We start from the raw sequence: 20816 nt of genomic DNA, 5'->3' as shown, positions 1-20816 counted from the left end.
CATTGAACAAGCGCGTTAAAAGCATATCATCGATACTGAGCAGCGTCCTCCTGACGCTGTTCGGTTTGATGATCATCACCTTCATGATCGGGCGCGTCATGCCTGTCGATCCTGTCATCGCGGCGGTCGGCGACAATGCGCCCGAAGACGTCATCGTGCGGGTGCGGGCCGAAATGGGTCTCGACCAGCCGCTGGTCGTGCAGTTCTTCCACTATGTCTCGCAGGTCCTGCATGGCGATTTCGGCAATTCGATCCTGACCCGCAATCCGGTCTGGATCGATATCAAGCGCGTTTTCCCCGCCACCTTCGAACTTGCCACGGCAGCGCTTATCCTTGCCGCTCTCATCGGCATTCCGCTGGGTGTCTGGGCCGCCGTGAAGCAGGGCAAGCTGACCGACCAGGTGATCCGCGTCGTCTGCCTTGCCGGTCACTCCGTGCCGGTCTTCATGCTGGCGCTGATTTCGCTGCTTGTCTTTTACGCCACGCTCGGCGTCGCACCGGGACCGGGCCGGCAGGACATCATCTATGACGGCATGATCACGCAGGTCACCGGCCTGATGACGGTCGATACGCTGCTTGCCGGCGACTGGGACGCCTTTTACGACGCGATTGCCCATATGGTGCAGCCCGTCTGCATTCTCGCCTATTTCAGCATGGCCTATATCACCCGCATGACGCGCGCCTTCATGATCGACGCGCTGAAGGGCGAATATGTCATCACCGCCCGCGCCAAGGGCCTTTCCGCCATGACCGTTATATGGGGCCACGCCTTCCCGACGGTCGCCGTGCAGCTCGTTACCGTTCTCGCGCTCACCTATGCCGGCCTTCTCGAAGGTGCCGTGGTGACGGAAACCGTCTTCAGCTGGCCGGGCCTCGGCCAATATCTCACCGTCTCGCTCATGAACGCGGACATGAACCCCGTGGTCGGAGCAACACTGTTGATCGGCTTCATCTATGTCGCCCTCAACCTGCTCGCAGACGTGCTTTACAGAGTTATGGATCCTCGCGTTCGATGATGTTAGCTAATTTCAGAAACTGGGCGCTGGATGAGACGCCGCATTCGCGAACACAGGCTGCCTGGGGCAACCGGTATCGCATCTGGCTCAATCTCAAGTCCAATCCGCTGGCGGTGGTCGGTCTGACGATCATCGTCCTCTTCATTGCGCTGTCGCTTCTGGCGCCGTTGCTCGCGCCCTACGATCCGGCGACGCAGAACCTCGGCAACCGCCTTGCCTTCCCGAGCGCCGAACATTGGTTTGGCACGGATGAGCTGGGCCGCGACATTCTTTCGCGCATTCTCTATGGCGGCCGCGTCACGCTCGGCATGGTCATTGCCGTCGTCGTTCTCGTAGCACCCATCGGTCTCGCCATCGGCTGCATCGCCGGTTATTTTGGAGGTATCGTCGATACGGTGCTGATGCGGGTGACGGATGTGTTCCTGGCCTTCCCCCGTCTCATCCTCGCGCTGGCCTTTGTTGCGGCGCTGAAGCCGGGCGTCGAAAGCGCCATTCTCGCCATCGCGCTCACCGCATGGCCACCCTATGCGCGTCTTGCCCGTGCCGAAACCATGACGGTGCGCGGCAGTGATTTCGTCGCGGCCTATCGCCTGACCGGTGCTTCCGCCTGGCGCATCATTGCCCGGCATATTGCGCCGCTCTGCGTGCCGAGCCTTATCGTGCGCATCACGCTCGACATGAGCTCGATCATCATCACGGCTGCCAGCCTCGGCTTCCTCGGCATGGGCGCGCAGCCGCCTTCGCCGGAATGGGGCGCGATGATTGCGACGGCCAAGCGCTTCATCTTCGAACAATGGTGGGTCGCCACCATTCCCGGCATCGCCATCTTCCTCGTTTCGCTCGCCTTCAACTTCCTCGGGGATGGCCTGCGCGACGTTCTCGACCCGAAGGGACATTGAGCCATGCTGGTCGAAATCGAAAATCTGAAGATCGCCTTCCAGACCCGCACCAGCCGTTTCGAGGCGGTGCGTGGTGTTTCCATGAAGCTCGGTACCGAAAAGCTCGGGATCGTCGGCGAATCCGGTTCGGGCAAAAGCTTGACGGCGCGGGCGCTGATGAAGCTTCTGCCCTCCAATGCCGATATCAGGGCGGACAAGCTCGCTTTCGATGGCATTGATGTGCTGTCGGTCAGCGAAAGGCAGATGCGCCAGATTCGTGGCAAGCGGGCTGGCTTCATCCTTCAGGACCCGAAATATTCGCTGAACCCGGTCAAGACCATGGGCGCACAGATCGCTGAAGCCTGGCGTGCCCATAAGGGCGGCAGCAAGCGTGCCGCCATGGAAGCGGCAATCGCGCTTCTCGATCAGGTTAAAATCCGCAATCCGCGTCAGGTCGCCTCATCCTATGCACATGAGGTTTCCGGCGGCATGGGCCAACGTGTCATGATCGCGATGATGCTGGCGCCCGATCCCGAGCTTCTGATCGCCGACGAACCGACGAGTGCTCTCGATGCCACGGTGCAGGCGGAAATCCTGCGGCTGATCGAGGAGCTGGTGTCGGAACGCGGCATGGGTCTCATCCTCATCAGCCACGACCTGCCGCTCGTCTCGCATTTCTGCGACCGCGTCGCCGTGATGTATTCCGGCCGGGTGATGGAGGAGCTGAAAGCGTCCGAACTTCTGAAAGCCGAACATCCCTATACAAAGGGACTTCTGAACTGCATTCCCTCGCTGACGCATCCGCGTGAGCGTCTTCCCGTTCTCAACCGTGATGCAGCGTGGTCCAGCCAATGATCGACGTCGAAAACCTCCGTATCAAGTTCGGTGACCGCGAAGTGGTGAAGGGCGTTTCCTTTTCGGTGGAAAAGGGCGGCAGCTTCGGCATTGTCGGCGAAAGTGGCTCGGGCAAATCCACCATCCTGCGTGCCATGGCCGGGCTCAATGAAAGCTGGGAAGGCCGCATCGCCTTTGCCGGCAAGGATGCTCCCCTGCGTCGTACGCCGGAATTCTTCCGGCAGGTGCAGATGGTGTTTCAGGACCCCTACGGCTCGCTGCATCCGCGTCAGACCATCGACCGCATTCTCAGCGAACTGCCGCTGGTGCACGGCATGGACAATATCGAAAAACGCATCCAGCAGGCCTTGTCGGATGTGGCGCTGCCGCAGGCGGTGCGTTTTCGCTTTCCGCACCAGCTCTCCGGCGGCCAGCGCCAGCGCGTGGCCATTGCCCGCGCCCTGATCGCCGACCCTCAGGTGCTGCTGCTCGATGAACCGACCTCGGCGCTCGATGTCTCGGTACAGGCGGAAATCCTGAACCTGTTGCAGGATCTGCGGGCGGCGCGCAACCTCACCTATATTCTCGTCAGCCACAATCTGGCTGTCATCGCGCATCTGTGCCCGCAGGTTGGCGTGATGCTGAACGGGGAAATGGTGGAGCAATTGAGTGCGGGTGATCTGCGGGATGGCCGCACGAAACATCCGCATACGGAAGAGCTGCGCAGCCTGAGCATTCGGCTGGAAGAGCCGGCCTGAGGTCGGGTCGCTAGTAGATCGAGTGGGTGCTGCTCGTTTCTTCTCCCCGTCGGGGAGAAGTCCGCGGCAGCGGGATGAGGGGGCAAGCTCTCAGTTTATCGCTGACGTTGCCCCCTCATCCCGACCCTTCGGGCCACCTTCTCCCCGGCGGGCAGAAGAAACAAGCTGCGATGGCGGCGATAAACCGTTGTCCTCGCGTGTGCATTCGACCCATAAACACACGAGACCAAACCATGCCACATCAATTCGATTGGAACGCCGCGTCAACCCTTTCAGAGACCTTCGTCTCGCAATGGGCGGGCAACGAGCCGGGCGGAGCGGTCATTGGTTTTGATCTCGATGGCATCCGTTTTGCCCATGCCGGCGGCGTCGAAAGCCTTTCGACCTTTGCTCCCTTCACGCCGCAGAGCGTGGTGCGTTATGCCTCCGTCACCAAACACGCCTTCTGCGCCATGGTGCTCGCCCATTCCGATCTGATCGGGCTCAACGATCCGCTCGGCAAACATCTGCCGGAGCTGCAATCGCCGCTGCGCGACGTGACCGTCGGGCAGGCGCTGGATATGAGCGGCGGGTTGCCGGATACGCGCGAATGCCTGTCGCTGCTTGGTCTTTCCGTCTATACCGAAACGAAGGCTGGCCCGCTTCTCGATTATCTCACGCGTCTGACCCGGTTGAACTTTCCAGCCGGCAGCGAGGTTTCCTATTCCAATACGGGCTATCGTCTTGTGGAAGCGGCGCTGGAGCGCCGGGGTTTCCGTTTCGATGATTTCGTGCAGGGGCAGATTGCGAGCCCCTTTGGTGTTTTCCTGAAGGCGCCTGATGTCTGGAACGACCCTGTCGACGGTCTCGTACCGGGTTACTGGAAGTCTGAAGAGAACTGGCAGCTGTCGGCCGCTGGCCTGCATATCTCCGCCTCCGGCAGTCTTGCCGGCAGTGCCGAGGCGCTGACCCGCTGGCTGCAGGGACTGATGCGGGGTGAGGGCAGCTTTGCCGGTGTTCTGGGCAGGCTCTCCGCCGTGCGGCCACTCGCCGATGGGCGGATGAGCGAATATGGACTTGGCCTGCGCTGGTCGCATCTCGGTGACCGGCGTTTCGTTGGCCATGGCGGTTCGCATCCCGGCTACAAGACCTATTTTCTGCTCGACCCTGAAAACGGCACTGGCTTCGTCGTGGTGTCGAACCGCGAGGACACCAATGGCTTCAAGATCGCGCTGGAAAGTATGGCGGCCTTGACCGGCCTGCCTCTGCCGAAACCCGCGGCCAGCCTGCCCGACGGTCTTTACGCTACGGAAAGCGGTCCTTGGTGGCTGGAGATCAAGGGCAGCACATCCACTTTCATCGATGGTGACGACACGCTTTACGAGGATGCCGACGGCTGGGTCTCGTCGCGTTCGGCATCCTCGCCCATGCGACTGAGGTTCGATGGCGAAGCGATCATTGGCGAGGCGGGCCATGCGGCCCGACGCTTCCTGCCTGTTGGCGAGCATGCCGTGCCGGATGATCTTTCGGGGTTGTGGCGCTCCGATGAGGGCGCCGAATTTTCGATCAGCGGTTCGTCGCTGACGATGGGCATCGGCCCGACGCGTCGCAGCATGCCTCTGAAGGCGCTCGGCAATGGTCGTTTCCTCTTCACGCTGATTGACGGGCCATGGACGAAGCGCGTCTGCCTCAATCGCCTGGGCGATGATCGGATCGAGCTGGTTTCCAGTCGGGCGCGGATGATCGAATATTCGAGGGGCCTTTAAAAGGGTTTCATTCACCTCCCATTGCTCCTAATAAAGACGCTTTCCGGATAAACGGATAAGATGTTTTGTTGGGAGTGTGAGCCTTGGAAGTCAAATGGCTCGAGGATTTCCTGGCGCTGGCCGGAACGCTCAATTTCTCGAAGGCGGCGGATGAGCGGCATGTGACGCAATCCGCCTTCAGCCGGCGCATCAAGCAGCTGGAAGCCTGGGTAGGCGCGACGCTGGTCGACCGCGCATCCTATCCCTCACGATTGACGGAGGCAGGAGCGAAGTTCGTGCCAGTGGCGCAGGAGACGCTCAAACAGCTCTACCATGCGCGGCGCACCCTGTTGCAGGAAGAAGGGGCAGATGCGAAGACCGTGCGGCTGACCGCCCTCCATACTCTGTCCTTCACCTTTTTTCCTGGCTGGTTGAAACGGGTGAATGACACAGCTGGCCCCCTGTTTTCCGTGCTGCGGCCCGACTCCGGCAGCATGGAGGAAAACCTCAACTCGCTGGTGGACGGGCAGAGCGATTTCCTCCTGACCTATGCCCACCATGAAGTGCCGATGCTGCTTGATGCGCAGCTATTCGAATTTCGTGTGCTGGGTGCAGAGAATATAATTCCGGTCTCAGCCCCGACTAAGGATGGCACGCCGCTGCATGCGCTGGTCGAAAATGCGAAAAAACCCTTCGCCTATCTGGATTACGAGAAAGCCTCGTTCTTCGGGCCGCTGCTGCGCGATCTCTTAAGCGCGCGGTTGCCGCAATTCGAGCGTGTGCATGAGGGCAGCATGTCGGTGGGGCTGAAAGCCATGGCGATGGCAGGCTGGGGGGTCGCCTGGGTGCCGGAAAGCCTGATGCGGCAGGAGCTGGACAGCGGCGCGCTGGTGCGCGCCGCCGATCACAGTTTCGATATTGCCGTCGATATAAGGCTTTATCGTTCGAAGGAGAACCGCCGGCCCGTGGTCGAGCGTATATGGGCGGTTCTCGAAGGCTGATACCTGCTTAAATCGCCGTACGGCGGGCGTTTTCGAGGTAGAGCGCGCGCAGGCGGCTCACCATCGGGCCGGGCTTGCCGTTGCCCACCGGCTTGCCGTCGATCTTCGTTACCGAGACGACGAAGTTGGAGGCGCTGGTCAGGCATGCTTCGTCGGCGTTCATGGCTTCTTCCAGCGTGAAGGGGCGTTCTTCCAGCGTAAACCCGGCCTCCTTGGCCAATTGCAGAGCGGCAAGACGGGTGCAGCCGGGCAGGGTCTTGTTGCTGTTGCCGCGGGTGATGATCTTTTTATCGGCGGTGACGATATAAGCGGTCGAGGACGCGCCTTCGGTGACGAAACCGTCCTCGATCATCCACGCCTCGTCACAGCCATCGGCCTTAGCGATGCGCTTGGCCATGACCTGTGGGAGCAGGCAGACGGTCTTGATGTCACGACGTTCCCAGCGCTGGTCGGGAACCGACTTGACGGCGATACCGGCCTCTTCGATTGGCGTGCCAATCAGCTTCTTGGCCTGGGTGAACATGACCAGCGTCGGTTTAAGATCGGCCGAGAACAGGAAGTTGCGGTCTTCGGCGCCACGCGTCAGCTGCAGATAGATCATGCCTTCGACGAGGTTGTTGTCGGCGATCAGGCGACGTTCGGCTTCAACGATCTCTTTCGTCGTGACCGGCAGGGCCACATCGATTTCACGGGCGCTGCGTTCCAGCCGGGTCATATGCAGGTCGCTGTCGATCAGCTTGCCTTCCAGAACCGACGTGACTTCGTAAATTCCGTCGCCGAACAGGAAACCGCGGTCGAAGATGGAAAGGCGGGCGTCCGCTTCGGGCAGAAATTCGCCGTTGACGTAAACGATGCGGCCGGATGGGCTGGTCATGAAAACTCCGTCTGGAAGATCAGGCTGAAAGAAGGGTTTTAAGGGTGTCGATGGAAATCGCCTCGACGGTGGCGGCCTTGCCGGTGCCGGCATTGAAGCCCGATGTCGTTGTGGCTGCGCAGAGCGAATTGAGGATCGCCTCCTCCGTCGCCTCAATCGCAGCTTCGAAGAGCGGCGAAATCGCATCGTTGGAAAGTTCTGGATAGTCCGCGACGGTCTTGCGGCGCGCAGGCGTGCGACGCAGCCGCTCATCGGTGGAAAAGGCCAGCGCATAGTCACCGGAGCCGTTGCTGAGTGCGGCGCCCGTGCGGGCCAGTCCACCGAAGCTTCTGGCAGCGAGGCGCTTCAGATTGCGGGGGGAGAGCGGCGCATCGGTTGCGACCACGATAACGATGGAGCCGTCCTTGTCTTTATGCTCAGGGCTGACATAGGGCTTGCCGCAGACCAGCAGATGGCCACCATAATTGGACTGCACGAGGATGCCGAGCGTGTAAGTCTCCCCGGCGATGGGGACGATGCGGGATGCGGTGCCTATGCCGCCTTTCATGCCGAAGGCGACCGTGCCCGTTCCGGCGCCAACGCCACCCTCGGCCACCGGGCCTGTGGTAGCGTTTTTCAGCGCGGCCGAGATCTCCTCGACGGTCGGGCGGCTGGCGCGGATGTCATTCAGGCGGGAATCGTTGGTCTCTCCGACCACCGAGTTGATCGACACCACTTTTTCATTGCCCGGCTGTGCCAGAGTATGGCGGTTGATTGCCTCAATGGCCCGGCCTGTCGCCAGCGTATTGGTCAAAATAACAGGTGTTTCGAGTTCGCCGAGTTCCTCGATCTGGGTGGAGCCGGCAAATTTGCCGAAGCCGTTATAGACGGCGAAGGCGGCGGGCACCTTGTCCTGAAAAAGATTGCCGCCATGCGGCAGGATCGCGGTTGCGCCGGTGCGGATCGTCTCGCCTTCAATCACTGTGGAATGGCCGATGGTCACGCCTTCGACATCGGTGATGGCGTTGAGCGGGCCGGTCTCGAAATGGCCGGGCCGGAAACCGATATCGCGCAGTCTCGGGCGGGTCGTCTGATGCATCGGGCGATCACTTTTGCGGAATGCGGGCTCAAGCTGGAACAGGCGCGGCTTCATGAAAAGCTTTGCTCTGACTTGACGTTAGCCTAGTTCGCCGGGAAACGGCATCGCAAAAATGGAATAGTTTTATGCGGGCAATCGATGCGCTCAGGAGGCGCGCAGCGCGGCTTCGCCTTCCCGCTCCAGCCATTGCCGCATCGCGTCTTCCGTTTCTCCGCGGGTCGGCGCGCCGATGCGGCCGCCGAAGACGGTGCATTTGAGCGCGGCGGCAACGGAGGAGAGGCGGATGGCGGCGCGGCTTTGCATGCCCTCAGCCATCGCCAGCGCAAAGGTGCCGTGGAAGATATCGCCCGCCGCCAGCGTATCCACTGCCTTGACCTGCATCGTCGTCTGGAAATGCACCGTCGGATCGCCGGCCTCCGTCCACCAGCAGCCCGCCGGACCGGCGGTGACGGCGATGAAGGTTTGCGGATAACGGGCATGCAGCACCGGTAGCATGTCTTTTACAGTTTCGATGCCCGTCATCCGGGCGGCGGCGGGTTCGGAAAAGACGATATGGGTTGCGGCGGGCGCAAGCTTTTCCAGCGTTTCCACCGGTGCAACGTCGCCATCCAGAATGGCGGGTTTGCCGAGCATACGCGCCACATCAAGCACATCAAGCGCCAGCTCCGGCCAGCGTACATCAACCAGAACGGCATCGAAGGCGGCAATATCCTCCGGCGTGCAGGCGCGTTTTTTCTCGTGAAGGCGGTGATCGTAAAAAGGCACGATCAGCCGTTCGCCCCTGTTGTCGATGATGATCGTGGACAGGGCCGAACGTGCGCCCGGCGCGACGGTCATGCTTGACGTGTCTATGCCGCTTTCATTGAGATCACGCAGGATGCGGACGCCGGTCTCGTCGTCGCCCACCGCGCCCCACAGGCTGGCGCGGCCGCCCATTCGATGCACGGCATAGGCAGCACTGGACGCCATGCCTTCGGCGATCTGCAACATTTCATAAGGCAGGACCTTGCCTTCGCCCTTCGGCATATCTGCCACGCGAAACAGGGTGTCGAGCACGGCGGCACCCACGCAGAGCACATGCTTGCCGCCCGCTTCCTTTACCATTCTCTCCGCTCCTGCCGTGTTCAGATGCGCTTGCCGCTGTCCTTGTCGAACAGATGCACCGTTGCCGGGTCGATGGCAATGTGGATCGTATCGCCGAAGCGGACATTCAGGCGCTCGCGGAACAGGCAGGCGATATCGTCACCCTTGCAATCGAGCTTGGCGTAGATTTCCGAGCCGGTGCCTTCGACCAGTTCGACCCGGCCTTCGATGCCGGTCTCGGCAGCGCGGATATGCTCCGGCCGCACGCCGTAGACGAGATCGCGGCCGCCGAGCTTGCCGATATCGGCATGGGCGGGCAGCGGCAGGCTGAGGCCCTTTGCGGTGCGGAAGACGCCTTCCTCCACCCGACCACGAATGAAATTCATGGCGGGCGAGCCGATGAAACCGGCAACGAAGAGGTTGGCGGGATTGTCGTAAAGCTCGAGCGGCGCGCCGATCTGTTCGATGACGCCATCATGCAGCACCACGATCTTGTCGGCCATGGTCATGGCTTCCACCTGGTCGTGGGTGACGTAAATGGTTGTCGTGCCGATGCGCTGGTGCATGGCCTTGATCTCGCCGCGCATCTGCACGCGCAGCTTGGCGTCGAGGTTGGAAAGCGGCTCGTCAAACAGGAAGACCTGCGGATCGCGCACCAGCGCCCGGCCCATGGCGACACGCTGGCGCTGGCCGCCGGAAAGCTGGCGCGGATAACGGTCGAGCAGTTTTTCCAGCCCCAGAATGGCGGCGGCCCTGTCGACCTTGGCCTTGGTTTCGTCCGCGCTCACCTTCTTCAGCTTCAGCGCAAAGCCCATATTATCCTTCACCGTCATGTGCGGATAAAGGGCGTAGTTCTGGAAGACCATGGCGATATCGCGGTCGCGGGCGGGCAGGTGGCTCACCTCGCGCGGGCCGATGTGGATCTCGCCGTCGCTCAGCTCTTCCAGGCCTGCGATCATGCGCAGCAGGGTGGATTTGCCGCAGCCGGAGGGGCCGACGAGCACGACGAACTCGCCATCCTTGATGTCGATATCGATGCCATGGATGACGTTGACGGATCCGAAGCGCTTCTGGACGTTTTGAATATTGACCGGTGCCATGTTTTTGGTTCCCGTTATAATTTGAATTCAGCCGCCCTTGACGGCGCCGGCGGTGAGACCCGCCACGATCTGTTTCTGTGCGAACATGGTCAGCAGCAGCACCGGCAGCGTCACGATCAGCGCGGCTGCGGCCAGCGGTCCCCAGCTCACCTGTTCGAAGGACAGCATGTTGTAGACCGCGACCGGCAGGGTGCGCGTTTCGCGGCTGGCCAGCACGATGCCGAAGACGAAGTTGTTCCACGAGAAGATGACCGCGAGGATAAAGGAAACGACGATGCCGGGCTTGGCAATCGGCAGCGCCACCAGCCGGAACACCTGCCAGGAGGATGCGCCATCGATGCTTGCCGCCTCTTCCAGTTCCTTCGGGGTCGTTTCGAAATAACCGATCATGATCCAGACAACGATCGGTACCGTCACCACAAGATGGATGATGATCTGCGGCCAGAGCGTGCCCAAGAGGTTCAGCCATTGGAACAGCAGGAACAGCGGAATGAGGAAAGAAAGGCCGGGCGTCATGCGGGCGATCATGATGACGACGGCCGATTTTTCAGCCTTCAGTCGGGCAATGCCGTAGCCGGCCGGCACGCCGATCACCAACGCCAGAATGGTGGCGGCGCCGGTGACGAGGACCGAATTCCAGAAATAGAGGAAGAAATTATTCTCCTCGAACACCTTCACATAGTTTGACCAGGCAAAGCGTTCGGGAATGAGAATCGGTGGATAGGCGCCGTTGTCGATTTCATATTTCAGTGACAGCGAGATCATCCAGATGAAGAACAGGATGACGGGAGAGATCATCACCAGCGCCACGAAAAACAGGCCGAGCCGGTCGAGATTTTTGCGTTTCAGGATTTTTGCAGACATCAGCGATCCTCCATCTCGTTCCATTGCGAGCGCTGGCGCACCATCAGAAGCACGAAGGACAGCGCCACGATGATGATGAAGAAGACCACCGCCATGGCCGAGCCGTAACCAATGTCGTAATAAGCAAAGGCCGTGTTGTAGAGATAGATGTTGATGGTTTCCGATGCCGTGCCGGGTCCGCCTTGAGTCATCGCATAGATGATGTCGAAGCTTTTGACGGCGTCGATGGAGCGGATGATGACGGCGATCATCAGGAACGGCGCGATCATCGGCATGGTCAGGTAACGGAACTTCTGCCAGGCGTTGGCGCCGTCGATTTCAGCACTTTCATAGGGTTCGCGCGGCACGGCGGCGAGACCGCCAAGCACGATCAGCATGACGAGCGGTGTCCATTGCCAGGTTTCCACCAGAACCAGCGAGGGGATGACGGTGGACTGGTTGTAGATCCATTCCAGCGGCCCGATGTGGATGAAGGACAGGAGATAGTTCAGAACGCCGAGCTGCGGGTGGAACATCATGGTCCAGACCAGCGCGATGGCGACCGGGGTCGCCATCATTGGCATGACGAAGACGCCGCGCAGAAAACCGCGCAGCGGAAACTGTGCATCGAAAACCAGCGCCGCCAATGTTCCGAGGATAAGCGGAGCGACGACCGACAGCACGGTATAGATGAGCGTATGCCAGAGCGATTCCCAGAACCTGATATCGCTTGCAAGCCTGATATAGTTCTCGAAACCGATAAAGCTCTGCTCCTGTCCGAGCGTCCAGCGATGCGCGCTCATCCAGAGGGTGAAGACCCACGGAAAAACGATCACCGCCGAAATGACGACAAGTGCCGGTATGACGAAGGGCCAGTAATTGGGAGCAAGCCTTGCGGGCCTGCTCCCTTCTCTCCGGCTCGCGCCTGTCTTGGTGTTTTCGATGCTCACGGAGGCCATTATCCCTCGCTACGCGCCAGAACGGGTGCGAACTGTTCCGTTGCCTTTTTCAGCTCAGTTGCCGGGTCCGCGCCGCCGATCATGTTGGTGAGGCCGACGCCGTAGATGTCGCGGAATTCCGTCACCGGAATGATGACGGGGAGCGCCAGCTGCGAGACCTTTCCGGAGCCGACGACGGCGTCCAACCAGGTGGCCGGCATCTTGACGCCTTCGCGGACCTTCTGATCTTCGAGAATGGACTGGCGGAACGGAACACCCGCACCGGCCTGCAAGAGACGCGCGCCCATTTCATGCGAAATCGCCCATTGGCAGAAGAGATAGGCGGCTTCCTTCTTGCTGCTGGCTTCGACGACGCCGAGACCATCGCCAAAGGTGCCGGCGGCCTGTGCTGCCGGACCCTTCGGCATGACGCCGTAACCGACCTTGCCGACAACGCGGGATTTTTCCGGGTTTTCGATCGGCGGCGCAAAACCGACGCCATCGAACCACATGCCGATCTTGCCCTGAAGGAAGGCCGACTGCGCTTCCGCCCAGTTGAAGCCGGAGACGCCGGGAGGGGCGGCTTTGGTCATCAGACGCTGATAGAGCTTTGCAGCTTCAACCGCTTCCTTGGATTCGGTATTGATCTTGCCGTCCACGATTGGTTTTGCGCCGTAACCCAGCATCAGCGAGGTCCAGACGGGTGTATTGGCGTTCTTGAGGCCGCGCGCCACGAAACCATAGGTGTTGGTTGCGGGGTCGGTGATCTTTTCCGCCGCCGTTACCAGTTCCTCGAAGGTCTCCGGGTATTTAAGGCCCTTGGCTTCGAAGAGCTCCTTGTTCCAGTAGACGATCCAGTAATCCACCGAGAAGGGGAGCGAGCGCAGCACGCCGTCGCTATCCTTCGCAAACAGCATGCCGGCCTCGGCAAAGTCCTTTTCGGTGAGCGACGGATCGGTGAGCGACGGGTCCTTCAGGAAGCCGCTGATATCGGCCAGCCACTTGCCTTTTTCGAACTGGCGCTTCTGAACGTGGTAGCTCAGATGCACAACGTCGAAGCTGGGCTTTCCAGAGGAAAGTTCGATGACCACCTTCTGGCGCTGTTGCTGTTCCGGCGTTGCTTCGGCATTGACCTTGATGCCGGTCAGTTCTTCGAATTCGCCAAGATATTTGATCAGCGTTTCGCTGCGCGGGCTTTTGACGAGGTTGACTTCCAGCGTGGTGCCTGCGTGTTTTTTCCAGTTCACCGCCGCCGATGCCGGGCGAATGCCGAGCATCGCGCTGCCGCCAATCGCGGCCGTGCCTGCCAGAAAGGCGCGACGCGTGGGGTTGAGCAATGAATGCCTCATGTCAGTTCTCCTCCAGTTAGCCGGAAATTCTCCTCACCTCCGGCTTGTTGCTTATTTTCATGCAATTCCGGCGCAGGACCGTTCTGCTGCCCCGCCGGAATTGCCCTATACTGCCAGCGCCCTGTCCCTTGCGTTGCGGATATGGGCGGTCAGGCGCTCTACGGCGTCTTCGACGGATCGCTTCTCAATGGCTTCGAGAATGGCGAGGTGTTCTTTCATCACCGATTTCACGTGGCCTGCGATGCGAAAGCGCTCCTGATTGATGAGGCGCATCTTGATGGAATTGACCCTGTAGGCGTTCGAGATGATCGAGTTGCCGAGACTATCGATGAAGGCATCGTGCATGCCCCAGTCCACCTGCTGGGCATGCTGATCGAGCTCCGGCGATTCCCCACCGTTTTCCGTCGCCTCGGCGATATCGCGGTGCTGTTTCAACAGCCTGGCGATGGTCTCGTCCGAGGCCGAACGGGTAAAGAGCGCCACGGCCTCCTTCTCGAGAAAGATACGGAACTGGAACGCCTCGCGAATGAGGTTGATGTCGATATGGGCGACCTGCAATCCCCGCTGCGGTACCGTCTTGATCAGACCTTCCGCCTCCAGCCGCGGAATTGCCTCCCGGATCGCGCCGAGCGGCAGGCCCGTCAGTTCCACGAGGCGGCGCTGCGAGATGAATTGCCCCGGGCGAACGTCGCGCGAGAGAAGGTGGTGCGTAAAGCTCTCATACGCCCGTTCCCGCAATGTCTGTTCGCCGGTATCGTCCATGCTCAACCTTTCAGCTTTGTTCAGGCGGCCTGCCTGCGAAACAGCGCGTCGAAAGCGCCCTCGATCTGCCGCCGATCCTCAGGTGAAATCGCGACGAGCGGTGCACGCACATCCGACCAGATAGTTTCCCCTGTCGTGTGTGATACCAGCACCTTGACGGCAGGCGTAACCGGGAATTTCAGAAGTTCCACAACAAGATCGACAATGCGGGGATCATCCTTGCCGTCAACGGCCATCGCGCGGACTTCCTGCGTCAGGAAATTGGCAACGCCGGATATGGCGCCCTGACCGCCGAGGCGGACGCCTCTTGCGAGATCACGCTCATCGCCGATCAGAATGGCGAGATCGCCGTGTTCCTTCAGCAGGCGCTCGGTATGGCTCCAGTTGCCGGAGGAGTCCTTCACGCCGGTAACGATGCCGGGGAACGCCTGTCTCAGCCGTCCCACCAGCTCGACCGACAGCGTTACCATGGTCACGGAGGGGATGTTGTAGACGAGAATGTCGCGTGCATCCTTGCCGATCTTCGAAAAGACCGCCGAGAACCAGGCAAACAGGCCGACATCGCTGACATTCTTGAAATAGGAAGGCGGGGCGAGCAGAATATTGCGGGCGCCGGCTTTCAGGGCTTCCGCCGACTGGTCTGCCGCATCTTCGATGGAATCCACCAGAACCCCGGTGACGATACGCGACGGTGCAATGCCTGCTGCAATGAAGCTGGAGAGGATCGTCTGCCGTTCGCGGCTGCCGACAGAGCAGCCTTCACCCGTCGTGCCGAAGAGTGTCACGCTGTCGCAGCCATTGGACAGGCAACGGCGGGCATGGGCGATCATGGCATCGATATCGACCGTTCCATCCGTTTTGAAAGGGGTTGTCAGGGCTGCCGAAAGGCCGAATTTCTGGGTCAATTAAGATGCTCCTCCAAGGTGACCGCGAATTGATGGCATACTGACATGTTAGTTGTAAAGCAGTAATTGCAAGAGGATTGCTCGGAGCGTGAGTGTTAAGGACTTTACAGGGGAAATGAGTTCTGGGGTGGGCTTGCCAGCGCCGATGAGGATTGATTGGATTGGTCCGGATGGGCATGGGTTTATCGCGGTGCGAGACGCACAAGCATCATGGGCAGGGAGACGGAAAAATGCGAAAATAAAATTTGACTGTCGGAGTAAAGATTTTTATCAGGCAGTCTGAATATAGGGATAAGGGACCATCATCATGACTATTGTGGAGTCGGCAGCGCCTGTAGCAGAGACCGAGCAGAGCCGCGTCAAGCGCCTGAAGGCAGCGACGCGCGGGGCGCATGGCGATCTCGATAGTTTCATTATGGCATCGAAGCCGTTCGAGAGCCGCGAGAACTTCGGCAAATTCGTCGAAACGCAATATCTTTTCCATCGCGATCTCGATGCCTTTTTCTCCAATGCCACGCTTGATGGCCTGCTGCCCGACCTCAAGGGCCGCCGTCGTCTTTCCATGATCGAGCAGGATCTTTCCGATCTCGGTCTTGCCATTCCCGAAACGGCCGCGCCGCGTTTTACGGCCGAGACGCCCTTCGATCTGCCGGAGGCCATGGGCTGGCTTTATGTAGTCGAAGGATCCAATCTCGGTGCGGCCTTCCTGCTGAAGGACGCGGCAAAGCTTGGGCTTGGCGAAGAATTCGGCGCCCGCCATCTCGCTGGCGCTCCCGAAGGTCGTGGCCTGCACTGGCGCACCTTCACTGCTGCGCTTGATGAAATTTCGCTGACGGTGGAAGAGGAAGAGCGCGTTGTCGCAGGTGCCGAGGCGGCATTCCGGGCGGTGCATGCCTATGCGCAGCAGCGGATGGGTTGAGGTTTTGGCATAGCTTCCAGAGAGCTATCGCGGGCTGATCGCAGTTCCTGAAACGGTAAGCGTCATCCTCGGGCTTGTCCCGAGGATCTGCAACCGATTGATTTTACGCAACATGGTTAGATCTTCGGAACAAGCCCGAGGATGACGAAGAGTGTGAGGCGAGCCTTGCGGCACTTTCAGGCCTACTGCGAGAGCCGCTCACCTTTCACGTGTTGCTCTCAATATTTGCCGAATAAACAGGCAAATATTTTTACCAAATGATAAAAATTTTGCCTTTCGGACAAGGCTAGATGCGTCCCAAAATTTTATCCATTTGATAAAATTATTGTATTTGGTCTGGCACAGAACCTGCTACTCTTTTCTCAAGTCAGGAGACACCTGACGCAAAAAAGGGAACAGCAAAATGGAAATCGGTGTTTTTATCCCGATCGGGAACAATGGTTGGCTGCTTTCAGAAAACGCGCCGCAATACAAGCCGAGCTTTGATCTCAACAAGGCGATCACGCTGAAGGCGGAGCAATATGGTTTCGACTTTGCGCTGTCGATGATCAAGCTGCGCGGTTTTGGCGGCAAGACCGAATTCTGGGATTATAATCTGGAATCCTTCACGCTGATGGCGGGCCTCGCTGCCGTTACCTCCAAGATCAAGCTGTTCGGCACCGCCGCCACGCTGGTCATGCCGCCGGCCATTGTTGCGCGTATGGCGACGACGATCGATTCCATTTCCGGCGGTCGTTTCGGCATCAACCTGATTACCGGCTGGCAGCGGCCGGAATATAGCCAGATGGGGCTTTGGCCGGGTGACGATTATTTTGGTGATCGTTACGAATATCTCGGCGAATATACCTCCGTGCTGAAAGAGCTGCTGACGGAGGGCCAGTCGGACTTCAAGGGCAAGTTCTTCCAAATGGACGATTGCCGTATGAAGCCGGTGCCGCAGGGGGATGTGAAGCTCATCTGCGCCGGTTCCTCCAATTCCGGCATGGCGTTTTCGGCCAAGTTCGCCGATTACAGCTTCTGCTTCGGTGTTGGCGTCAATACGCCCAAGGCTTTTGCGCCCACCAATGAGCGACTTCTGGCGGCAACGGAAAAAAGCGGCCGCGAGGTTAAATCCGTCGTGCTGACCATGATCCTTGCCGAGGAAAAATCCGAGGATGCCTGGGCGAAGTGGGAGCATTACAAGGCGGGTGCGGATGAGGATGCGATCAAGTGGCTCGGCTTGCAAAGCGCCGTCGATACCAAATCCGGCTCCGACACCAATGTCCGGCACATGTCCAATCCCGTCTCGGCGGTCAACATCAACATGGGAACGCTGATCGGTTCCTATGAGGAAGTGGCGGCCATGTTGGACGAGATGAGCGAGGTGCCGGGGACTGGCGGCGTGATGCTGACTTTCGACGACTTCCTCGAGGGCGTCGAAAAATTCGGCAAATATGTGCAGCCGCTGATGAAGAGCCGCCGGCATGTGCTGGCCGAACTGGAGGCAGCGGAATGAGTGAAGCCGTCGTGGCGGGTTACAAGGGGCCGGAAAGCCGTTCGGAAAGCGTCACACTTCCCGCAAGGCCGGAGCCGATTACCCTCAAACCCAGCGAGACCGCCGTTGTCGTGGTCGATATGCAGAACGCCTATTCGACCGAGGGCGGTTATGTCGATCTGGCCGGGTTCGACATATCAGGCGCCAAAAGCACCATCGCCAACATCAAGAAGACGCTGGATGCGGCGCGCGCGGCGGGTGTCCAGGTCATTTATTTCCAGAATGGCTGGGACAAGGATTATGTCGAGGCGGGTGGACCTGGTTCGCCCAACTGGCATAAGTCCAATGCGCTGAAGACCATGCGCAAGAGGCCCGAATTGCAAGGCCAGCTGCTGGCCAAGGGTACTTGGGATTATGCCATTGTTGACGAGTTGCAGCCGCAGCCCGGCGATATTCTGGTGCCGAAGACGCGTTACAGCGGTTTCTTCAACACCAATATGGATAGCGTGCTGCGTGCCCGTGGTATCCGCAATCTGGTCTTCGTTGGCATCGCCACCAATGTCTGTGTCGAAAGCTCGCTGCGCGATGCCTTCCATCTCGAATATTTCGGGGTGATGCTGGAGGATGCCACCCATCATCTGGGGCCGGATTTTATCCAGCAGGCGACGGTCTACAATGTCGAGAAGTTTTTCGGCTGGGTCGCCACCGTCAATGATTTCTGCGGCGTCATCTCGCAGGCCGCACCCGTCAGCGCTTGATATCCAACCACAAGAGGAGAACGAAATGCCGAAAAAGATCGTCGTGCCTGCCGGCACCAGCAAACCCATCGCCCCTTTTTCGCCGGGAACGCTTGCCGATGGCGTGGTTTACGTGTCCGGCACGCTGCCCTTCGACAAGGACAATAATGTCGTGCATGTGGGCGATGCGAGCGCCCAGACCCGCCATGTTCTGGAAACCATCAAATCCGTTATTGAGACCGCCGGTGGTACGATGGAAGACGTGACGATGAACCACATCTTCATCACCGACTGGGCCAATTATCAGGCCATCAACACGGTCTATGCCGAATATTTCCCCGGCGACAAGCCGGCGCGTTATTGCATCCAGTGCGGCCTCGTGAAGCCAGATGCGCTGGTGGAAATCGCCACCGTCGCCCATATCGGCAAATAGGCGAGACGGCAGATGATGCACTTCGAGGTTCATGGCCGCACAGATGCCGAGGCACCTACCATCCTTTTGTCTTCGGGGCTGGGCGGATCGGGTGCCTATTGGGCGCCGCAGATCGAAGCCCTTTCCCGTCATTTCCGCGTGGTCACCTATGACCACCGCGGAACCGGAAGGACGGGCGGCGAGGTGCCGGAGGAGGGCGGCATATCTGCCATGGCGGATGATGTGCTGGAGATTGCCTCGGCCCTGAACCTCGAAAAATTCCATTTCATGGGCCATGCGCTCGGCGGCCTGATCGGCCTCGATATCGCGCTGCAGCGGCCCGGCCTTATCGACCGGCTGGTGCTTATCAATGCGTGGAGCAAGGCCGATCCGCATTCGGGACGCTGCTTTGACGTGCGGATCGAGCTTCTGGAGAAATCCGGTGTCGAGGCCTTCGTCAAAGCCCAGCCGCTGTTTCTTTATCCGGCCGCCTGGATGTCGGAGCATCAGGAACGGCTGGCGCGGGATGATGCCCATGGCGTCGCGCATTTTCAGGGCAAGGTAAATGTGCTTCGTCGTATAGCGGCGCTACGGGCTTTCGACGTCGACGCCCGGCTTGGCGAGATCGGCAGTCCGGTGCTGGTGGTGGCAACGAAGGACGATCTTCTGGTGCCCTATACGCGCTCGCTGCGGCTGGCAGAAGGCCTGCGGCATAGCGAACTTGGGCTACTCGATTTCGGCGCCCATGCGGTGAATATCACCGAGCCCGACCTTTTCAACGAGCGGCTATTGCAGTTCCTGCTGCCAGCCGACCAGACATTATGACAGGATTTTAGAGCAAGATGACGAAAGCACTTGATGACAATGTACTGGACAACGGGGCACTTGACGACGCTGCACTGGCAACGCTTTTCACCGAAGCACGCACCCACAATGGCTGGATGGACAAGCCGATTGGCGACGAGACGCTGAAGGCGCTTTACGATCTGACGAAGATGGGGCCGACCTCGGCCAATTGCTCGCCAGCGCGTTTCGTTTTCGTGCGCAGCCCGGAGGGCAAGGAAAAGCTGAAGCCCGCGCTGTCTTCCGGCAATCTCGAAAAGACCATGGCGGCACCCGTGACGGTCATCGCCGCCATTGACGGGGAATTCTACGAGAAACTGCCGGAACTGTTTCCGCATGCCGATGCGCGTTCGTGGTTCACGTCCAGCCCTTCTGTGGCCGAAGAAACGGCTTTTCGCAACGCCACGCTTCAGGCCGGATATCTGATCCTTGCCGCGCGCGCTCTGGGGCTGGATACCGGCGCCATGTCCGGCTTCGACAAGGCCAAGGTGGATGCGGCATTTTTCGCGGGCAGGACGTGGAAATCCAATTTCCTGATCAATCTCGGTTATGGCGATCCGTCGAAGCTGTTCGGCCGCCTGCCGCGTCTTGGCTTTGAAGACGCGTGTCTCCTGGCTTGATGGCCTGTTAAGGAAGGATGGGTTAGATGCAGATGATGTCTCTTGAAAAGGAAGCGGAAATGGAGACGAAGACTGCTGAGCAGCGCAGCCTCGATTATAGAAACGCCATGGCGCGGCTCGGTGCGGCGGTCAATATCGTGACGACGGATGGCGCGGCAGGCCGTGCCGGTTTTGCCGCGACGGCGGTTTGCAGCGTTTCCGACAATCCGCCGACGCTTCTCGTCTGCCTCAACCGCAATGCCTCAGCCTACAAGGTGGTGAAGGCTAATGGCGTTATCTGCATCAATACACTTGCCGCCCATCACGAGGTTCTGAGCACGCTTTTCGGCGGCAAGACACCTGCTGATGAACGCTTTGCTGCCGGCTCCTGGGGTGTGCTCGAAACCGGCGCGCCTGTTCTGGAAGACGCGCTCGTCTCTTTCGACTGCCGCATCCGCGAGGCGCATGACGGCGGCACGCATGACATTCTGATCTGCACTGTCGTCGATATGAAGATCAATGCGGGTGATGAAGCGCTGATGTATTTCAACCGGCGTTACCGGGTGCTTTGAACGCAGTCTCTGCGGCCGGATGATACCCCTTAATTCACGATCAGCTATTTGCACGCCGTCATCCTCGGGCTTGTCCCGAGGATCTGCAACCGATTGATTTTATTCGACGTGGATAGA

22 protein-coding genes are annotated in these 20816 nt (G+C 59.6%); 13 read left to right on the top strand and 9 right to left on the bottom strand.

What is annotated here, in order from left to right; all coding sequences use genetic code 11:
• The first annotated feature begins 2 nt into the window (after positions 1-2).
• The 6 genes from ACQZ48_RS10990 to ACQZ48_RS10965 all read left to right on the top strand — a co-directional run bounded on the left by ACQZ48_RS10990 (position 3) and on the right by ACQZ48_RS10965 (position 6211).
• Entirely contained in the window at positions 3-1016 is a 1014-nt protein-coding gene (locus ACQZ48_RS10990; RefSeq protein ID WP_063950297.1) for an ABC transporter permease, read from the top strand.
• Positions 1013-1915 carry a nickel transporter permease gene (gene nikC / locus ACQZ48_RS10985; RefSeq protein ID WP_004443520.1) on the top strand — a complete coding sequence of 301 codons (903 nt, stop codon included), beginning with the start codon at positions 1013-1015 and terminating at the stop codon, positions 1913-1915. Before ACQZ48_RS10990 ends, nikC begins: the two co-directional genes overlap by 4 nt.
• Positions 1916-1918: 3 nt before the next feature.
• Positions 1919-2749, top strand: coding sequence for an ABC transporter ATP-binding protein (locus ACQZ48_RS10980; RefSeq protein WP_448728810.1), 831 nt, complete (start codon positions 1919-1921; stop codon positions 2747-2749).
• The gene (locus ACQZ48_RS10975; protein WP_045532258.1) at positions 2746-3486 is read left to right on the top strand and encodes an ABC transporter ATP-binding protein; all 741 of its coding nucleotides are present in this window, start codon (positions 2746-2748) and stop codon (positions 3484-3486) included. The genes ACQZ48_RS10980 and ACQZ48_RS10975 overlap by 4 nt, the downstream gene beginning before the upstream one ends.
• A 233-nt stretch (positions 3487-3719) precedes the next feature.
• Positions 3720-5231, top strand: a complete 1512-nt coding sequence (locus ACQZ48_RS10970; RefSeq protein ID WP_173990125.1) for a serine hydrolase domain-containing protein — start codon at positions 3720-3722, stop codon at positions 5229-5231.
• Between the two features lie 83 nt (positions 5232-5314).
• On the top strand, positions 5315-6211 hold the full coding sequence (locus tag ACQZ48_RS10965) for a LysR family transcriptional regulator (RefSeq protein WP_448728809.1): 897 nt from the start codon (positions 5315-5317) through the stop codon (positions 6209-6211).
• Between the two features lie 7 nt (positions 6212-6218).
• On the opposite strand, the gene ACQZ48_RS10960 is transcribed toward ACQZ48_RS10965, so the two are convergent.
• From ACQZ48_RS10960 to ACQZ48_RS10920, 9 genes are all read right to left on the bottom strand, one after another.
• Positions 6219-7085: a D-amino-acid transaminase gene (locus tag ACQZ48_RS10960; RefSeq protein ID WP_448728808.1), complete on the bottom strand. Its 867-nt coding sequence runs from the start codon at positions 7083-7085 to the stop codon at positions 6219-6221.
• A gap of 19 nt (positions 7086-7104) precedes the next feature.
• Positions 7105-8163 (bottom strand): P1 family peptidase, encoded by a 1059-nt coding sequence (locus ACQZ48_RS10955; RefSeq protein WP_448728822.1) that lies wholly within the window; start codon positions 8161-8163, stop codon positions 7105-7107.
• A gap of 144 nt (positions 8164-8307) precedes the next feature.
• Positions 8308-9267, bottom strand: a complete 960-nt coding sequence (locus ACQZ48_RS10950) for a sugar kinase (RefSeq protein ID WP_448728807.1) — start codon at positions 9265-9267, stop codon at positions 8308-8310.
• Between the two features lie 20 nt (positions 9268-9287).
• Positions 9288-10346: an ABC transporter ATP-binding protein gene (locus ACQZ48_RS10945; RefSeq protein WP_173990119.1), complete on the bottom strand. Its 1059-nt coding sequence runs from the start codon at positions 10344-10346 to the stop codon at positions 9288-9290.
• Positions 10347-10373: 27 nt separating this feature from the next.
• On the bottom strand, positions 10374-11195 hold the full coding sequence (locus ACQZ48_RS10940; RefSeq protein WP_170985582.1) for a carbohydrate ABC transporter permease: 822 nt from the start codon (positions 11193-11195) through the stop codon (positions 10374-10376).
• A gap of 14 nt (positions 11196-11209) precedes the next feature.
• Positions 11210-12148: a carbohydrate ABC transporter permease gene (locus tag ACQZ48_RS10935; protein WP_137410899.1), complete on the bottom strand. Its 939-nt coding sequence runs from the start codon at positions 12146-12148 to the stop codon at positions 11210-11212.
• Complete coding sequence (locus tag ACQZ48_RS10930; protein WP_142913596.1) at positions 12148-13476, bottom strand: ABC transporter substrate-binding protein; 1329 nt, start codon at positions 13474-13476, stop codon at positions 12148-12150. The genes ACQZ48_RS10935 and ACQZ48_RS10930 overlap by 1 nt, the downstream gene beginning before the upstream one ends.
• Positions 13477-13581: 105 nt before the next feature.
• Entirely contained in the window at positions 13582-14238 is a 657-nt protein-coding gene (locus ACQZ48_RS10925; RefSeq protein ID WP_077981362.1) for a GntR family transcriptional regulator, read from the bottom strand.
• A 20-nt stretch (positions 14239-14258) separates the two neighbouring features.
• Positions 14259-15143, bottom strand: a complete 885-nt coding sequence (locus ACQZ48_RS10920; protein ID WP_191217811.1) for a dihydrodipicolinate synthase family protein — start codon at positions 15141-15143, stop codon at positions 14259-14261.
• Positions 15144-15450: 307 nt separating this feature from the next.
• On the opposite strand from ACQZ48_RS10920, the gene ACQZ48_RS10915 reads away from it, so the two are divergent.
• The 7 genes from ACQZ48_RS10915 (at position 15451) to rutF (ending at position 20699) form a co-directional block, all read left to right on the top strand.
• A complete protein-coding gene (locus ACQZ48_RS10915; protein WP_448728806.1) occupies positions 15451-16062 on the top strand; it encodes a biliverdin-producing heme oxygenase in 612 nt (203 codons plus the stop codon).
• A 403-nt stretch (positions 16063-16465) separates the two neighbouring features.
• Positions 16466-17557 (top strand): pyrimidine utilization protein A, encoded by a 1092-nt coding sequence (gene rutA, locus ACQZ48_RS10910; RefSeq protein ID WP_077981365.1) that lies wholly within the window; start codon positions 16466-16468, stop codon positions 17555-17557.
• A complete protein-coding gene (gene rutB, locus ACQZ48_RS10905) occupies positions 17554-18294 on the top strand; it encodes a pyrimidine utilization protein B (RefSeq protein ID WP_374635640.1) in 741 nt (246 codons plus the stop codon). The genes rutA and rutB overlap by 4 nt, the downstream gene beginning before the upstream one ends.
• 25 nt (positions 18295-18319) lie before the next feature.
• A complete protein-coding gene (gene rutC / locus ACQZ48_RS10900) occupies positions 18320-18706 on the top strand; it encodes a pyrimidine utilization protein C (protein WP_137410895.1) in 387 nt (128 codons plus the stop codon).
• Positions 18707-18718: 12 nt separating this feature from the next.
• Positions 18719-19510 carry a pyrimidine utilization protein D gene (rutD, locus tag ACQZ48_RS10895; protein ID WP_162520554.1) on the top strand — a complete coding sequence of 264 codons (792 nt, stop codon included), beginning with the start codon at positions 18719-18721 and terminating at the stop codon, positions 19508-19510.
• A gap of 17 nt (positions 19511-19527) precedes the next feature.
• Positions 19528-20148: a malonic semialdehyde reductase gene (locus ACQZ48_RS10890; RefSeq protein ID WP_142913598.1), complete on the top strand. Its 621-nt coding sequence runs from the start codon at positions 19528-19530 to the stop codon at positions 20146-20148.
• 26 nt (positions 20149-20174) lie between these two features.
• Positions 20175-20699, top strand: coding sequence for an NADH-dependent FMN reductase RutF (gene rutF / locus ACQZ48_RS10885; protein ID WP_137410893.1), 525 nt, complete (start codon positions 20175-20177; stop codon positions 20697-20699).
• Positions 20700-20816 lie beyond the last annotated feature (117 nt).

It is taken from the genome of Agrobacterium sp. 22-209-1 (assembly GCF_053522485.1).
This window is presented reverse-complemented; position numbering and strand designations above follow the sequence as displayed.

Excerpts from the sequence above, each read along its gene's own strand:
- nikC (WP_004443520.1), top strand. The coding sequence starts at position 1,013 with ATGATGTTAGCTAATTTCAGAAACTGGGCGCTGGATGAGACGCCGCAT.
- ACQZ48_RS10980 (WP_448728810.1), top strand. The coding sequence starts at position 1,919 with ATGCTGGTCGAAATCGAAAATCTGAAGATCGCCTTCCAGACCCGCACC.
- ACQZ48_RS10975 (WP_045532258.1), top strand. The coding sequence starts at position 2,746 with ATGATCGACGTCGAAAACCTCCGTATCAAGTTCGGTGACCGCGAAGTG.
- ACQZ48_RS10970 (WP_173990125.1), top strand. The coding sequence starts at position 3,720 with ATGCCACATCAATTCGATTGGAACGCCGCGTCAACCCTTTCAGAGACC.
- ACQZ48_RS10960 (WP_448728808.1), bottom strand. The coding sequence starts at position 7,085 with ATGACCAGCCCATCCGGCCGCATCGTTTACGTCAACGGCGAATTTCTG.
- ACQZ48_RS10955 (WP_448728822.1), bottom strand. The coding sequence starts at position 8,163 with ATGCATCAGACGACCCGCCCGAGACTGCGCGATATCGGTTTCCGGCCC.
- ACQZ48_RS10950 (WP_448728807.1), bottom strand. The coding sequence starts at position 9,267 with ATGGTAAAGGAAGCGGGCGGCAAGCATGTGCTCTGCGTGGGTGCCGCC.
- ACQZ48_RS10945 (WP_173990119.1), bottom strand. The coding sequence starts at position 10,346 with ATGGCACCGGTCAATATTCAAAACGTCCAGAAGCGCTTCGGATCCGTC.
- ACQZ48_RS10935 (WP_137410899.1), bottom strand. The coding sequence starts at position 12,148 with ATGGCCTCCGTGAGCATCGAAAACACCAAGACAGGCGCGAGCCGGAGA.
- ACQZ48_RS10930 (WP_142913596.1), bottom strand. The coding sequence starts at position 13,476 with ATGAGGCATTCATTGCTCAACCCCACGCGTCGCGCCTTTCTGGCAGGC.
- ACQZ48_RS10925 (WP_077981362.1), bottom strand. The coding sequence starts at position 14,238 with ATGGACGATACCGGCGAACAGACATTGCGGGAACGGGCGTATGAGAGC.
- ACQZ48_RS10915 (WP_448728806.1), top strand. The coding sequence starts at position 15,451 with ATGACTATTGTGGAGTCGGCAGCGCCTGTAGCAGAGACCGAGCAGAGC.
- rutA (WP_077981365.1), top strand. The coding sequence starts at position 16,466 with ATGGAAATCGGTGTTTTTATCCCGATCGGGAACAATGGTTGGCTGCTT.
- rutB (WP_374635640.1), top strand. The coding sequence starts at position 17,554 with ATGAGTGAAGCCGTCGTGGCGGGTTACAAGGGGCCGGAAAGCCGTTCG.
- rutC (WP_137410895.1), top strand. The coding sequence starts at position 18,320 with ATGCCGAAAAAGATCGTCGTGCCTGCCGGCACCAGCAAACCCATCGCC.
- rutD (WP_162520554.1), top strand. The coding sequence starts at position 18,719 with ATGATGCACTTCGAGGTTCATGGCCGCACAGATGCCGAGGCACCTACC.
- ACQZ48_RS10890 (WP_142913598.1), top strand. The coding sequence starts at position 19,528 with ATGACGAAAGCACTTGATGACAATGTACTGGACAACGGGGCACTTGAC.
- rutF (WP_137410893.1), top strand. The coding sequence starts at position 20,175 with ATGCAGATGATGTCTCTTGAAAAGGAAGCGGAAATGGAGACGAAGACT.